14 protein-coding genes are annotated in these 13,325 nt (G+C 68.7%); 10 read left to right on the top strand and 4 right to left on the bottom strand.

Going from position 1 to position 13,325, the window contains the following annotated elements; genetic code table 11:
* Window positions 1–7 precede the first annotated feature (7 nt).
* From PHK61_RS06585 to PHK61_RS06595, 3 genes are all read left to right on the top strand, one after another.
* Window positions 8–1,135 carry an aminotransferase class III-fold pyridoxal phosphate-dependent enzyme gene (locus tag PHK61_RS06585; protein ID WP_274280175.1) on the top strand — a complete coding sequence of 376 codons (1,128 nt, stop codon included), beginning with the start codon at window positions 8–10 and terminating at the stop codon, window positions 1,133–1,135.
* Window positions 1,136–1,334: 199 nt separating this feature from the next.
* Window positions 1,335–2,057, top strand: coding sequence for a hypothetical protein (locus PHK61_RS06590; RefSeq protein WP_274280176.1), 723 nt, complete (start codon window positions 1,335–1,337; stop codon window positions 2,055–2,057).
* 23 nt (window positions 2,058–2,080) lie between these two features.
* On the top strand, window positions 2,081–3,184 hold the full coding sequence (locus PHK61_RS06595; protein WP_274280177.1) for a glycerate kinase: 1,104 nt from the start codon (window positions 2,081–2,083) through the stop codon (window positions 3,182–3,184).
* On the opposite strand, the gene PHK61_RS06600 is transcribed toward PHK61_RS06595, so the two are convergent.
* Window positions 3,181–4,536 carry a hypothetical protein gene (locus tag PHK61_RS06600; protein ID WP_274280178.1) on the bottom strand — a complete coding sequence of 452 codons (1,356 nt, stop codon included), beginning with the start codon at window positions 4,534–4,536 and terminating at the stop codon, window positions 3,181–3,183. The genes PHK61_RS06595 and PHK61_RS06600 overlap by 4 nt on opposite strands.
* A 1,354-nt stretch (window positions 4,537–5,890) precedes the next feature.
* On the opposite strand from PHK61_RS06600, the gene PHK61_RS06605 reads away from it, so the two are divergent.
* The 6 genes from PHK61_RS06605 to PHK61_RS06630 all read left to right on the top strand — a co-directional run bounded on the left by PHK61_RS06605 (window position 5,891) and on the right by PHK61_RS06630 (window position 9,465).
* On the top strand, window positions 5,891–6,982 hold the full coding sequence (locus PHK61_RS06605; RefSeq protein ID WP_274280179.1) for an AI-2E family transporter: 1,092 nt from the start codon (window positions 5,891–5,893) through the stop codon (window positions 6,980–6,982).
* 245 nt (window positions 6,983–7,227) lie between these two features.
* Entirely contained in the window at window positions 7,228–7,590 is a 363-nt protein-coding gene (locus PHK61_RS06610; protein ID WP_274280180.1) for a DUF7144 family membrane protein, read from the top strand.
* Between the two features lie 114 nt (window positions 7,591–7,704).
* A complete protein-coding gene (locus PHK61_RS06615) occupies window positions 7,705–8,250 on the top strand; it encodes a potassium channel family protein (protein ID WP_274280181.1) in 546 nt (181 codons plus the stop codon).
* A gap of 228 nt (window positions 8,251–8,478) precedes the next feature.
* Complete coding sequence (locus PHK61_RS06620; RefSeq protein ID WP_274280310.1) at window positions 8,479–8,694, top strand: ANTAR domain-containing protein; 216 nt, start codon at window positions 8,479–8,481, stop codon at window positions 8,692–8,694.
* Window positions 8,695–8,776: 82 nt separating this feature from the next.
* Window positions 8,777–9,139, top strand: a complete 363-nt coding sequence (locus PHK61_RS06625; protein ID WP_274280182.1) for a hypothetical protein — start codon at window positions 8,777–8,779, stop codon at window positions 9,137–9,139.
* A gap of 134 nt (window positions 9,140–9,273) precedes the next feature.
* Window positions 9,274–9,465 (top strand): hypothetical protein, encoded by a 192-nt coding sequence (locus tag PHK61_RS06630; protein WP_274280183.1) that lies wholly within the window; start codon window positions 9,274–9,276, stop codon window positions 9,463–9,465.
* 3 nt (window positions 9,466–9,468) lie between these two features.
* On the opposite strand, the gene PHK61_RS06635 is transcribed toward PHK61_RS06630, so the two are convergent.
* The 3 genes from PHK61_RS06635 to PHK61_RS06645 form a co-directional block, all read right to left on the bottom strand.
* Window positions 9,469–10,269: a serine protease family protein gene (locus PHK61_RS06635; RefSeq protein ID WP_274280184.1), complete on the bottom strand. Its 801-nt coding sequence runs from the start codon at window positions 10,267–10,269 to the stop codon at window positions 9,469–9,471.
* Between the two features lie 72 nt (window positions 10,270–10,341).
* Window positions 10,342–11,115 carry a coniferyl-alcohol dehydrogenase gene (locus tag PHK61_RS06640; protein ID WP_274280185.1) on the bottom strand — a complete coding sequence of 258 codons (774 nt, stop codon included), beginning with the start codon at window positions 11,113–11,115 and terminating at the stop codon, window positions 10,342–10,344.
* A 29-nt stretch (window positions 11,116–11,144) separates the two neighbouring features.
* On the bottom strand, window positions 11,145–12,161 hold the full coding sequence (locus PHK61_RS06645) for an NAD-dependent epimerase/dehydratase family protein (protein ID WP_274280186.1): 1,017 nt from the start codon (window positions 12,159–12,161) through the stop codon (window positions 11,145–11,147).
* 226 nt (window positions 12,162–12,387) lie between these two features.
* On the opposite strand from PHK61_RS06645, the gene PHK61_RS06650 reads away from it, so the two are divergent.
* Entirely contained in the window at window positions 12,388–13,218 is an 831-nt protein-coding gene (locus tag PHK61_RS06650; RefSeq protein ID WP_274280187.1) for a PhzF family phenazine biosynthesis protein, read from the top strand.
* Window positions 13,219–13,325 lie beyond the last annotated feature (107 nt).

Consider the following 13,325-nt stretch of genomic DNA (forward strand, 5'->3'; position numbering starts at 1 on the left):
CCTTCACATGAGTCCTTTCCCATTCAGGGTCCAAAGCGCATCTGGGTCAAGGCTCATCGATGTAGACGGCCATACCCTAATCGACTTCTGCGGCGACTTCACAGCAGGCCTTCTTGGACACACACCTAGCTCGGTGGCGGAAGCCGTACGAAGTTCTCTCAATCGCGGATGGTCATTCGGAGCTACGACGACTACCGAAATTCGGGCGGCCGAATTGGTCTGCGCCCGCTTCGAATCGATTCAACAAGTGAGATTTACACACTCTGGCACCGAAGCCAACTTGTTCGCGATCGCTGCTGCCCTAAATTTCGCCCAGCGCGACAGGGTCCTTGTTTTCGATAACAGCTTCCACGGAGGCGTAATATCGTTCCTCCCGGATAGCCAGCGCATGAATGTACCTCACAACTTCTTGATTGCGAACTTCAACGACTTAGACAGCGTGGAAGAAGCGTTCGCCTCAGGCCCTATAGGTTGCGTCGTAGTTGAGCCGGTTCAGGGTGCCGGCGGGTGCATCCCAGCGTCTCGAGAGTTCCTTGATCGACTTCGCAAGCGGTGTTCAAGTGACAACACCGTCCTAATCTTCGATGAAATAATGACTTCTCGACTGCATCCCCGTGGCGCGCAGGCTCTCTATGGAGTACAGGCAGACCTCACAACACTAGGCAAGTATCTAGCGGGGGGGACTGCGTTCGGCGCATTCGGAGGACAGCTTGAGATCATGAAGCAATTCGATATGGGTTCAGGTGGATTGCTAGCGCATTCGGGCACATTCAACAACAATAGTATCAACTTGGCGGTAGCAGTCGCCGTGATGTCGGCGGAACTCAGTGCCGAGCGTATCGAGAGCGTAAATCGGCGTGGCGACTTGCTACGGGAACGTCTGAACGACACGTTCTCAAACCTCGAGTTGCCGCTTTGGGTAACCGGACTCGGCTCCATGCTCCACATACATTGCGTTGACTCTGTCTGGTATGACTGGCTCTTCTACGAACTTCTGGAGGATGGATTTTATGTCTCCCCTAAGGGTTTCATAGGCTTGTCGTTTGAGATTGGGGACTTGGAATGCGAGGGACTCGTCGAGTCGGTCGCCGCCTGGGGCTCTAGGGCCATACGAATGAGGTCAGGGACCAACTAGCGCGGGACAGCACTTGTTCTCGGCTCATCAGAAGACGGAGGTATAGGTACCCCCGTTACGACCAATCGCAACATTTGTTGCCAGCTTTGCAAATAGGACGGTCTCTCGGTGGGAAAAGATCCCGTCGAATTCTCGACCATGCAAATTTGGGCTAGCAGTTCAAGCTCAGTAACCCAGAACATGAGTCAGGAGGTAGAGGTTGAAAGTCAGCGGCATCCCAATGCAGTACAGGGTTCGACAGCTGAACGCGCTCGCCCTCCTGCTGGCTGTCGCGTACGCACTCGCTGCTATCAAGTACACCCAATCGGTAACTCAGATCAGTCCCTGGATCAGAGATATCTTTGTGTATGCAACGTCCATCGGTGTTTACCGCATCATAATTGACGTCATTTTCCGAATAGTCGAGCGGACCACCTTCTTTCGGAGGTTGTATTGGGGGCAGCTTCACATCGCGGGGCTATGGTCATATTCATACACAATCGAAGGGGCACCGGAAAGGACTGTATATTTCGGTGTCTGGCGCTTCGAGCAAACACTCTTCGCGACTTCAGTGGTTGGATTCGGCCTAACAGATGAGTTTGATACTCGGTCTCACGTGCGCTCCGTAACTGATGTCATCTCTAATGGCAACGCCTACGAAGTGATCAACGTTCGCAGTGACTCGGTGAACTCGGAGGCCGAGGTGTTCTCGCGCACGACCATGTTCTTCGAGCAGAGTTCGGCGAGATTCTTCAAGCAACCAGATCGGATGAGGGGGAAGACGTTCGTGTATGGGGGACCGCTAACGGGAAGAATCTGCAACAACACCTTCGTTCGCCACGTGAAAGCTCGCACCGAGCAGGATGTAATTGACGAGTTGCGACACAATCTAAATGAACATGGGCATGTTCACGGTGCTGTCGTGCGCGTTGTGGCTTCTTGATTCCCGGCGGCCCAGGAAAATTGATGAGTGTCCTGATCGCACTCGGGTCCTTTAAGGGATCAGTCCGCTCGACAACTGCATGCTCCATCGTCTACCGAAGTCTCTTGCGCCGCACTAAATCAAGTGAGGTCGCTGTCTTGCCTCTCGCAGATGGTGGTGAGGGGACGCTTGAGGTCTTCGAGCACTACTTTGGCGGCTCCATGGCTGTTCACGTGGCGCATGACTGCATGGGTCGTAGGCGCCGATGTAGAGTCTGGACGAATGCATCCGGCTTCGCCTTGATTGAGTCAGCGGAAGTGGTTGGTCATTCCTTAGTAGGGCGGGCCGACCGTGACCCGTGGGCTGCCAGCAGCCGAGGGGTCGCGGAGCTCATTAACGAGCTCGTTGCGGACGGATTTCGCGTCATCGCGGTCAGCATGGGCGACTCGGCCGTGATGGATTTCGGCGTTGGAATGCTAGCCGAGTTGGGCGTACGGTTCTACAGGAATCATGTACGAATTGACCATCCCCGTCTTGCGCATCTCGCCACCATCTCGGGGTTCGACGCCCGCGTACTCTCCGAACTCTGGCCGGGAGTAACCATATTTGGTTTAGTAGATACTTACGACTTTGTTTGCGGAGAGGACGGTCAGGGGGAACAGTATGGACACCAAAAGGGCTTAGTGCCCTCTGATTCTGAGTTTCTTGAAGCGTGCTATTCTAACTTCACTTCTCTTATCGAAGAGGAGCTTGGCGTTGCTGTGGGACGTTTGCCTTTCGGAGGAGGAAGTGGGGGACTTGGTGGTGCGCTCGCCGCATTCCTGGGGGCAGACCTCGTTCACACGCCAGAGTATCTGGACAACTACCTCGGTATTTCGCGTAGGATTGCCGAATACTCCCACGTCGTGACTGGCGAAGGTCAGCTCGATCGCCAAACCAAGTGGGGAAAAGTCCCGTACTACGTAGCCTCGCGGGTATCTAGCGACGCAAGGTTCACGGCATTGGTTGGATCATCGACTATCGAGGGCTCGGCCGATCTATTGCGCGTGGCGCCACAGGCACAGATTGTAGAGCTCCATGTACCCGAGCCATATACGGGTACGCGCAACGCGCTATCTCGTGTCGCTAGTGGTCTCACGAACGGCTAGCGAGGTATGGTCGCTAGGGCCGCTGCGGTGGAGCGTGCTCGACCCGCCTGGCACACCGAAGGCTGGCACGCACCGTGACCACGGTCGTCAGGTTCTTCGATTCGGACCGGACGCGCACCCGCAGCCTCGGTCCAACGGAGTCCGCGGCAGTGAAGCCAGCATCGGGCGCCGTCCAGTCCTTGCTCCTCACTCACCTCGAGCAGCTCGCACTGCCGCCCAGTGTGCTCGATCCAGTCCCAGCTCTCGGGCTCGATGCCGAGCCGTACCCCCTCGCATTGGTGATCTTCGGCTAGCTCCTCGTCCGTGTGCTCGCCTCCGAGTTCGGCCAGTCTCCGCAGGTCGTGGCGCCCCCGTGACCAGGTGAGCTGCTGTCGGCGCTGAGAGGCTGCTTCCCACTCCCACCATCGCGCGAGGTCCTCCACCCGGTAGGTCTCGACCGCGTCCGCGAGGAGCTGCATCGGCGTCCGGCCGCCCTTGCGCCGACCTTCCTTGTGGTGGTTGCCGGTGACCTCGTGGGCGACCTTCGTGAAGTAGTCGGCCAGGTCTCCGTCGCCGAGCCGGACCTTGCGGACGTCCCAACCGTGTTCCTGGGAGGCCTCGAAGCCGTGACGCTCCAGCGCGCGGCACCAGCGGCCGAAGGCGAGAGCGCAGACGGTCTCGCGGATCAGCTCGACCGGGACGTCTCGCCCAAAGCAGAGCAGGGCGTGGATGTGGACGTGCCAGCCGTTGCCGTGACGGCGCTGGGAGCAGCCGGGGTCGTCGCAGACCTGGAGGCCGTCGGTCACCTCGACGACCTTGGCCCAGCCGAGTAGCCCGCCGAACATCTCCTTGTCGGCCTGCCACTGGGCGCCCTCGGTGACGGCTTTCCACCCGTCGGCGCAGGCGTCCCAGCAGCCGCGCCGGGCTCTGATCTCGGATTCCTCGATGGCGTCGGCCTCGGCCTGGCGCTCGTCGACGTGCCAGCCCCGGGCTTCGGCGTCGTCACGCTCGCTCTGGGCCTCGCCGAGTTCCTCGAGGCGCTCCCGGTCGCGTTCCTCGAGGCGAGCCAGCCTCTCGGCGTCCTTCTTGCTAAGCCGTCCGGCCTCGCGGCTCTTGCGGCGCTTCTCCAGCAGCGACAGCCGCTCTCGGTCGGCCATGGAGAGCCCGAGGCGGTCACCGGCGCTGTGGCGCATCGTGAGCGTCAGCATGAACGCCGAGCCGCCGGCGGCGTCGACCGCGCGCATCACCTGGGACAGCTCGTCGGCTCGACCGGTGGCGATCTTGGCGGCGCACTGCGGGCACACCCACACCGAGCCACAGGTGGCAAGTCCGCCATAGCCGGCGGTGCGCGTCCCGTCGGCGTTCTCGGTCACCGCCAGGGTTGGACCGGCCTCGGGGTTGGTGCAGTAGCCGCAGCGGCGGACGCGGCCGATGCTGGTGATCTTCCGAAGTTGCGTGCGGCGAGACCACCGATGAGCACGCTTGGCCCGCGCCTGAGTCACCTGCTCGGCCGTCGGGGCACCCGACTCCTGACGACGTCGGCGGCCGCGGTGAAGGACTGCTCGCCCATTACCGAGAGAGGACCGCGCGCTCACCGGGCACCGTCCGAGGTCAGCGCCGGCGCTGGCGCGCCGGCGCGGCCCGGCGTTGCCGGGCCGCTCCCGCCACTCTGATAAATCGCCGTGCGTCCGCGGCCCGGCAGCCGGGCCAGCCAGCAGCCAGGCACACGACGAGGACCGGGACGAGTGGCCGGGAGGCGTACGGCCTCCGGCGGGCAGGGCTCCGCCCTACAACCGGGCACCACGCTCAGGAGAGGGGCAGCCTCGTGGACAGCGGTGTGGCAGTGCGTGGGGGAGCGGTGGGTGCGGGGTCTCTCCCTCGGCGGCGCTTCCGGGGTCTGACAGCCCGACCGCTCCGGTGCAACCACCCGCCCGAGGCCGGACACGAGGACCGCCGGCGGGAACCAAGACGGCCGGGAAGTTGCACCTACGCAGCCGGCCCGTCCGAGGCGACCCCGCGCCGCCGAGGGAGAGACCCCGAAGCCGGTCCGTGGGACGTTCGCGAACTGCTGCAGCCCTACAGCAGCGTTGGTGCACTCGGGGTCGTCCGTCAGTGTCCGTCGGAGACGTTTCCCCTGCTCAGAAGACTGGACGAGACGGACTGAGCACTGCTCACGGCACCTGAAAAGCGATAGGTCGGCGGTTCGACCCCGCCCCTGGCCACCAGCGCCCACCAGCGGAAACGCTCGGTGGGCGTTCGTCGTTGACGGGGCTCCTTCAGCAACGACTTCAGCCCGCCTGACGCACGGCGGGCGGTCGCCTGGACCACATGTGGCGGCGACCGGAAGCTGGCCCAGCTCGGGCAGGTCGCTCGCACCAGAGTCACCCGGCAGTTCGGCGATGTTCGCCTCGCCCGGCGGGGACCTTCGACCCGCGCGCGGGGGCTGTTGGCCTCTCAGCCCCCGGCCGAGGAGCTGAGTACCTGGCAGGAGCCACCGGAACGCCGACGACACCGTCGGTTCGCGGCCCGGCCGGCGATCCCCCGAGACCCCGGGTTCGGTGTGCCGCTGAGTCACGCCACGGCCGGTGGTCGCGGCGCGATGGAAGTGAGGAGCGGATGGCCATGGTGGACGGCGACTCCCGACCCTGGGTCGGCTCGGAGCAGATGAGTGGCCCCCCGGGTGCCGCCGGCGCGGTGCCGGCGGGGCCCGGGTTACCGCGAGGTGTGGTGATCCTGCTGGGGGCGGCGGCGGTGGTGGTGATCGTCGCCGGGATGTTCTGGTCGTCGTGGCTGTCCGGGCCGCTGCTGCTGGCCCTGGTGATCGTGATCGCGGTGTACCCGGTCAAGACGTGGCTGCAGAGCAAGGGGTGGCCCGCGTGGGCCACTGTCCTGTCGCTGATCGTCGTCATCTACGGGTCGCTGCTGGTCCTGCTCGTCTTCCTGGCCGCGTCGGTCAGCCAGCTGAGCGCGCTGCTGGCCGAGAACTCGGGCAAGTCCCAGCAGTTGGTCAACTCCGTGACCGCGGCACTGCAGAAGGTCGGCGTCACTCCCGGGCAGTCCGCGAGCACCGCGGGCTCCGCGAACCTGAGCAAGTTCGCCGACCAGATCGGCGCGGTGCTCGCGAACGTGGGCTCGCTGCTGAGCAGCCTGGTGTTCATCCTCGCGCTGATGCTGTTCCTGACCGCGGAGTCCGGCGGCACCGCCCGGCGGATGGACATGATCTCCCGGGATCGCCCGCACATGGTCACCGCGCTGGAGGGGTTCGTCCGCGGCACGCGGAGCTACCTGGTGGTCACCGCGGTGTTCGGCCTGATCGTCGCGGTGCTCGACACCGCCGCGCTGGCGATCATGGGCATCCCGCTGGCCGTGCTCTGGGGTGTGCTGGCCTTCCTCACCAACTTCGTCCCGAACGTCGGGTTCATCATCGGCCTGGTGCCCCCGGCGCTGGTGGCCCTGCTCCTCGGTGGCTGGCAGCTCGCCCTGGCGGTCGTGGTGGTCTACTGCGTGCTCAACGTGGTGATCCAGTCGCTGATCCAACCGCGGTTCGTCGGTGACTCGGTGGGCCTCTCGGCCACGGTGACGTTCCTGGCGCTGCTGTTCTGGGCGTGGGTCCTCGGCCCGCTGGGTGCGCTGCTGGCCATCCCGATGACGCTGCTGATCAAGGCCGTGCTCGTCGACGCCGACCCCCGCGCGCAATGGGTCGAGGCCCTGCTCGGCGCCGAACCTTCGGCTCCGAAGGAGAAGAAGGTCCGTCGGAAGCACGCCGGCAACGGCCAGCGCCCCGAAACCGCCGATGTCGCCTCCACCTCAGCCCCTTAGCCCCCCGACGGGGCGGCGGTCGGGCCACCCCGCCGGGCCTTCCGGCCCTGAGGGCACTCGCCGACCGAGGCAACCATGCGGGATGAGGGCCCCGCTGACCGGGCCGGGCCATCGACGGTTCACATCTGGAGGACGAGATGACAGATCAGCGGACACCGACCGCGACGGACCACAGGGCCGGTTCTCGACCGCCGTCGGGTTACGACGCCGCACCGATCGAGGACACGGGCGCGGGGACGGGCTGGGTGCGCTTCGCCGGCGTGATCATGGTGGTGATCGGCGGATTCGGCGTGATCGAGGGTTTCGTCGCGCTGTTCGCGCCGACCTACTTCGTCACGGTCGGCGGTGCCGTGCTCACCATCGACCTCGCCGCGTGGGGCTGGGCGCACATCATCCTCGGTGCACTGGTGCTGGCGACCGGGCTGGCCCTGCTGGGCAACGCCCCGGGCTGGGCGCGCGTCGTCGGGATCGGGCTGGTGACGATCAACATGCTCGTGCAGCTCGCGTGGCTGCCGGCCTACCCGATCTGGTCGATCATCGCCCTGGTGCTCGACGTGCTCGTGATCTACGCCCTGGTCACCACCTGGGGGCAGCAGGTCGAGGCGTGAGGACGACGTCCGTGGCGGTCCTGCCTCCCCGATCGTCGTGCCGTCCCCGAGCACCGTGGTGTGGGCGTCCGCTGGTCGGGGAGGCACGGCCGTGCTGATGGGGGTCGTCAGGCGATGAGCGCACCGTCCGCGGTGGATCCCGCCGTCCGTCCGCCGCGACGGCGGGTCATCGTCGTCTCCGTCCGGGCCGTGCTGACCGTGGTCGTCCTCGTGACGCTGTACTACGTCCTGCCCCTCACCCCCAGGCCCGGCGGGTACGCGCTCGCGATCCTGCTGGTCGGGCTGGCGGCGCTCACCGGGCTGATCGTGTGGCAGATCCGCGCCATCGTGCGGGCCCGCCACCCCGGGCTGCGCGCTCTCGAGACGCTCGCCCTGGTGATCCCGACCTTCCTGCTGGTCTTCGCCGCCGGCTACTACATGGCCTCGCAGGCGAATCCGGCGGTCTTCTCCGAGCCGCTGAGCCGCAGTGACGCGCTGTACTTCACCATCACCGTGTTCGCCACGGTGGGTTTCGGGGACATCAGCCCGGTCGCCGAGCCCCTCCGTCTCGTGGTGGCCGTGCAGATGCTCGCCGATCTGCTCGTCCTCGGACTCGTGCTCCAGGCCGTGCTCAACGCCGTGCGCCGGGGACAGGAACGCAGCCGGTCCGCGCTCGGGTGATCACGGGACCCCGAGGCGGCCCCGGACGCCTCCGGAGCGGCCGTCGAGCGCCGGACCGACCTCGCCCCGCCCTTTCACCGGTGCTCTTCGGGTCGTCGTAGGCCGTACCGCCAGCAGGCCGATGGACAGTTCGTACTCGGACGGGTACTCCTGGTCACAGCCTTCCCGGTGGTCGACCCCGACGGCCGCGGAAGAGGTCTCGACGAGGATCCCCGAGGAGCATCCGTGATGCTGCCGGCCGAGAACGACCGATCGATGGTCCCCGCCGATGTCTACCGTGCCGAGGGCGTGGTGGCCGAGCGTCTCGGCGTGGACGTGGAGACCGCCGCGGCGGTGCTGCGCAACGAGGCGACGTCGCGCGCGATGACGATGGTGGAGATCGCCCACGAGGTGCTCACCGGGGCGTGGTCGCACCGCGTGCTCGATCCCTGGGGCAGTTGCTAGGCGCATCAGGTGACGAGCGGGCCCGTCGGTCGTGGCCGCTGTCACACTCGGTCGACCCGACCCGCGACGACGGGAGCGTCCGATGCCGATGATGGTGCTGACCAGGCTCATCCCGCCGGAGAAGTACGAGGACTGGCGCGCCGGCCTCGCGGCCTTCGGCGGTCCCCGGCGGGAGGAGTACACCGCGGCGCGTGTCCGGCAGGGCGTCACGCGCCAGGGGGTGTTCGTGGCGCACACCTCGGACGGGCCGATGGAGATCATGGTGATGGAGGCCGACGACCCGGCCCGCGCCCTGCAGATGATCGCCACGTCGGAGGAGCCGTTCGACGTCGAGTTCCGCGGGTTCCTGCTGGACACCCTCGGGCTGGACATGGCGCAGCCGCCGGCGGGCCCGCCGCCCGAGCAGGTGCTCGACTGGACCGCGCCGGCGCGCAGCCGCGCGTAGCGGGGATCCGACCGCTGGGCCTGCCCCGCCCACCGACCGGCGCCGCGCCGTCACACCCGACGTCGGGGCCGTAACGACTTCACCCGATCGAGCGACCTCTCCGCGAGGAGTCGGCACGGCGCTGGGGGTTCGGCGTGGAGTGGGTCGTGGCGGTGGTGGTGTTCGCGGTGGTCTCGGTCCTGGTGATCGGGGTGCCGCTGTACCTGGCGATGAGGTCCTGGTCCGGGCGGGCCGACCGCCGCGCCGCGGAGGCCCGTCGCCGGGCGTCCTCCGCCGATCCCTCGACCGCCGCCGGCGGGCGGCCGCGCCGGGTCCTCCAGCCCTGACGGTCAGCCGGTGACCAGCTCGACGTCACCGGCACCGTGCGCGCGGGCGTACTCGAGCATCCTGCTCAGGTCGCTGACCCCGTTGCTCGCCGGCAGCGGCGCGAACTGCAGCGTCGAGAGCACGCCGAGCGCGCGCCCGTCCGCGGACAGGAACGCGCTGCCGGAGTCGCCGGGGATGCCCGGGGTGACGGTCAGGACGTCGTGGCTCCAGCCGTTGCCGGTCTCGCCGGCGACCGTGCCGACCTTCGGGCTGAGCAGCGTGACGCCGCCGCGCAGTTCCGAGTTGCCGTAGCTGCGCACCACCTCGCCGACGCGGGCGCCGTCGGTGTCGACGCCGCTCGGTCCGCCGAAGAACGGGACCGTGCCCGAGGCGGTGGCGGCATCCTCCGGGGCCAGCTCCACCAGCGCGAAGTCGTTGAACGCGCAGGCGTCCGGGTCGGTCTCGCCCGCCTCCTGCATCGCGAGCCAGGAGTTGTAGACCAGCTCGCCGGGCCTGCTCGCGCCCCCGACCTCGACCGCGGTCCCCAGCGGCAGGGACCCGGAGTCGCAGCCGTCGGTCTCGGTCGCGGCGCCGGTGCCCGAGCAGTGGGCGGCCTGGCCGATGTAGACGTCCTCGCCGTCGCGGAAGAGGAAGTTCGCGGTGCACTGCGCGCCGTCGGTGCGGGTCTGGACGCCGGGGTGCACGCCGGGCGCGGTGGGTGCCGGGTCGCCGGGGGCCGCGACGGCCGGTGCACCACCCAGCCAGACGGCTGCGGCGAGGGCCGCTCCCGTGGCGAGGGTCGCCGTCCTGCGTCCTGATCCCATGCGTGGTCTCCCGTGAGCCGAGGGCACATCCGCCTCGTCCAACGGACAGCTCTCGATCGGGTGACGGGGCGATCAGCGGGACTGCAGCGCCGCCCAGGTGGTCGCCGCGGCGACGCCCCCGTCGGCCGCGAGGGTCTGGCCGTTGACCCAGCGGCTCTCGTTCGACATGAGGAAGGCGACCACCGACGCGATCTCGGACGCCTCCGCGTCGCGGCCCGCGGCCGTGCGCTGGCGCGCGAGACGGCGGGGATCGGTGGAGCGCTCCACCTCGGGCAGCGAGGGCGTGCGCACCGTGCCCGGAGCCACCGCGTTCATCCGCACACCGTCGCTCCAGGTCAGGGTCGACGACGCCGTCGTGTACGCGAGCACGGCCTCCTTCGACACGTCGTAGACCGACCGATCGGGGCGCTGCTCGCGGCACCACCGCATGCCCTCGGCGAACGTGCGCGTGGCGAGCAGCGGTCGGAGCTCCGCGAGGTGGGCCACCCAGTGCCGTCCCTCGGAGGCCGACACGTTGACCACCGACCCACCGCGGCGGATGCGGCCGACGAGGCTCTCGGTGAGGTGGCGCATGCCGAGGAAGTTCACGGCGAGCACGGTCTCGACCGGCGCGGTGCCCGGGACGCCCGCCACGTTGGCGAGGGCGTCGACCTGACCGTCGAGGCGGTCGACGGCGGTGTCGATCGAGCCCGGGTCGGCGAGGTCGCACGGCACGTGGGCGATCTCGCGGTCGGGCGGTTCGCGACGGTCGAGCCCGACCACCGACACGCCGTGGCGCGTGAGGAACTGGGCGAGTGCGCGCCCGACCCCGGAGGAGGCTCCGCTGACCAGGAAGACCGTGCTCATGGCGGGATCACAGTAGCGAGGCCCCGGCGTCACCCCGTCGGCGCAGTCCCCGGGGCGCACAGCCGCACCAGCTCCGCCTCCTGCGCGGCGCCGAACCCCGCGGCGAGCGCAGCCCCGCCCCGCTCGCGGTGCCACGCGAGGACGTCGCGGGCGGTCTCCACGGCGGGCCGGAACCGCAGCCCCGCGGCGTGCGCGGCGGAGGAGTCGATCGCGTCCTGCGGGATCTGGTCCTCGGGGAACCACAGCGGGCGCTGCTCCTCCTCGACGTCCCGCAGCCCGGCGCGCAGCGCGTCCTCGCCGGCCCAGGCCCAGGTCACGTCGCCGGGGTGCCCCCCGGCGGCCTCCAGGCAGGCGTCGAGCACGGCGGCGAGGGGCTGTGCACGCAGGGGCCCGACCGTGTCGAACACCCCGCCGCGCCCGTCCGCGAGGGCCCGGACCGCGAAGGACGCGATGTCGCGGGCGTCGCTGTACTGCACGGCGCGCTGCGGGTCGCCGGGGGCCAGCACGGTGCGCGACGCCTCGCCGGCGAGCGCGCGGGCGAGGCGCACCGGCCACCACGTGAAGCGGTCGGACGGGTCGCGGGGCCCGACCATGACGCCGACGCGCAGCACGGTCACCGGCCCGTCGACGGTGCTCGCGACCGCGTCCTCGGCGGCGAGCTTGGCCAGCGAGCGCTCCTGGAGCGGGTCGTCCGGTGCCGCCTCGCCGGGCCGGCGCACCGGCGCGTCCTCGTCGGGCACCGCGGGGCCGTCGGGGTGGTAGACGCTCATGCCCGACACGTAGCCGAGGGCGCCCACGGCGCCGCGGAGCCGCTCGGCCGCGGCCCGCACGGCGTCGGGGTCGGAGAACGTGTCGAGCGCGGCGTCGAACGTGCGCCCGTCGAGGGCGGAGAGGTCGCCGTACCGGTCGACGGCGAGGGCCTCGACCCCGTCCAGCGGCGCCGAGCCCGACCGGCTCGCCACCGTCACGTCGTGTCCGGCACGCTGCGCCTCGGCCGCCACGTGATAGCCCAGGAAGCCACCACCGCCCAGCACCAGGAGCCGCATCGGGGCGGCTACCCGGCCCGCGCGCGGTGACACCTGTGTGGCTCAGCGTAGCGATCTTCGGTCGTGGAGGTGACAAAGCTTGGCTGACGCACGCCAAGCATGTGACCGTCTGTGTCCAAGAGCGATTCCGACCGGAACCCGCTCCCGGGGCGTGGTGGGGTGAGGCCCGCGCCCCGGGGCGGCTCATCGGCTCCCCTCGGAGTGATGCGCACGGCACGATGGGGTCGTGCAGCTCCTCCTCGTCGACGCCTTCACGTCCTCGCCCTTCACCGGCAACCCGGCCGGCGTGTGTCTGACCGACGCCGACGACGCGGCCTGGATGCAGGCCGTCGCTGCGGAGGTCAACGTCTCCGAGACGGCCTTCGTCGACCTCTCGACGCTCGCGACCACGGGTGAGGTGGGCCTGCGCTGGTTCACCCCGACCGTCGAGGTCGAGATCTGCGGGCACGCCACGCTGGCGAGCGCGCACGTGCTCTTCGAGCAGGGCCTCGCGACCTCGCCGATCGCCTTCCGCACGGCCTCGGGCGTCCTGCGGGCCGAGGCGCTGCCCGGTGGCGGCATCCAGCTCGACTTCCCGGTCGACGAGCCGGTCTCGGCGCTGCCGGACGGGCACCTGGCCGACGAGTTCGCCGACGCCCTCGGCGCCGCGGTGGTCGAGCTGGCCCGCTGCCGCTACGACGTCCTCGTCGAGATCCCCTCCGCCGAGGAGGTGCGCGACCTCGAGCCGGACCTGTCGGTGCTCCGGGCGGCCAGCGGGCGCGGCGTGATCGTCACCGCGCGGGCGGCCGAGGAGGCGGGGCCGGGCGGGCCGGACTTCGTGTCGCGGTTCTTCGCGCCGGCCGTCGGCATCGACGAGGACCCGGTGACGGGCTCGGCGCACTGCTGCCTCGCGCCGTACTGGGCCAAGCGCCTCGGTCGGGACCGCCTCGTCGGCGCGCAGCTCTCCCCGCGGGGCGGCGAGGTCGGCGTCGAGCTCGCCGGCGAGCGCGTGTACCTGCGGGGTGACGCGGTGACGGTCAGTCGCGGGGAGCTGACCGCAGCCGCGACCAAGATCTAGATCGTTGCGCCGCGAGCGCAGCGAGACGGTCCTCGACGACACCTCGCGTCCGGGCCCCGCCTGCGTGGACGAGTGCTGGCGTGCTGGTCGTCGTCGGGCCCGTCGAG

It is taken from the genome of Actinomycetospora lutea, assembly GCF_028737205.1.
GTDB classification, from domain to species: domain Bacteria; phylum Actinomycetota; class Actinomycetes; order Mycobacteriales; family Pseudonocardiaceae; genus Actinomycetospora; species Actinomycetospora lutea.

What these genes read in the sequence shown, in the direction of transcription:
- PHK61_RS06645 (WP_274280186.1), bottom strand. Translation starts at nt 12,161, where the DNA reads ATGCGGCTCCTGGTGCTGGGCGGTGGTGGCTTCCTGGGCTATCACGTG.
- PHK61_RS06585 (WP_274280175.1), top strand. Translation starts at nt 8, where the DNA reads ATGAGTCCTTTCCCATTCAGGGTCCAAAGCGCATCTGGGTCAAGGCTC.
- PHK61_RS06595 (WP_274280177.1), top strand. Translation starts at nt 2,081, where the DNA reads ATGAGTGTCCTGATCGCACTCGGGTCCTTTAAGGGATCAGTCCGCTCG.
- PHK61_RS06615 (WP_274280181.1), top strand. Translation starts at nt 7,705, where the DNA reads ATGAGCGCACCGTCCGCGGTGGATCCCGCCGTCCGTCCGCCGCGACGG.
- PHK61_RS06620 (WP_274280310.1), top strand. Translation starts at nt 8,479, where the DNA reads ATGCTGCCGGCCGAGAACGACCGATCGATGGTCCCCGCCGATGTCTAC.
- PHK61_RS06640 (WP_274280185.1), bottom strand. Translation starts at nt 11,115, where the DNA reads ATGAGCACGGTCTTCCTGGTCAGCGGAGCCTCCTCCGGGGTCGGGCGC.
- PHK61_RS06625 (WP_274280182.1), top strand. Translation starts at nt 8,777, where the DNA reads ATGCCGATGATGGTGCTGACCAGGCTCATCCCGCCGGAGAAGTACGAG.
- PHK61_RS06635 (WP_274280184.1), bottom strand. Translation starts at nt 10,269, where the DNA reads ATGGGATCAGGACGCAGGACGGCGACCCTCGCCACGGGAGCGGCCCTC.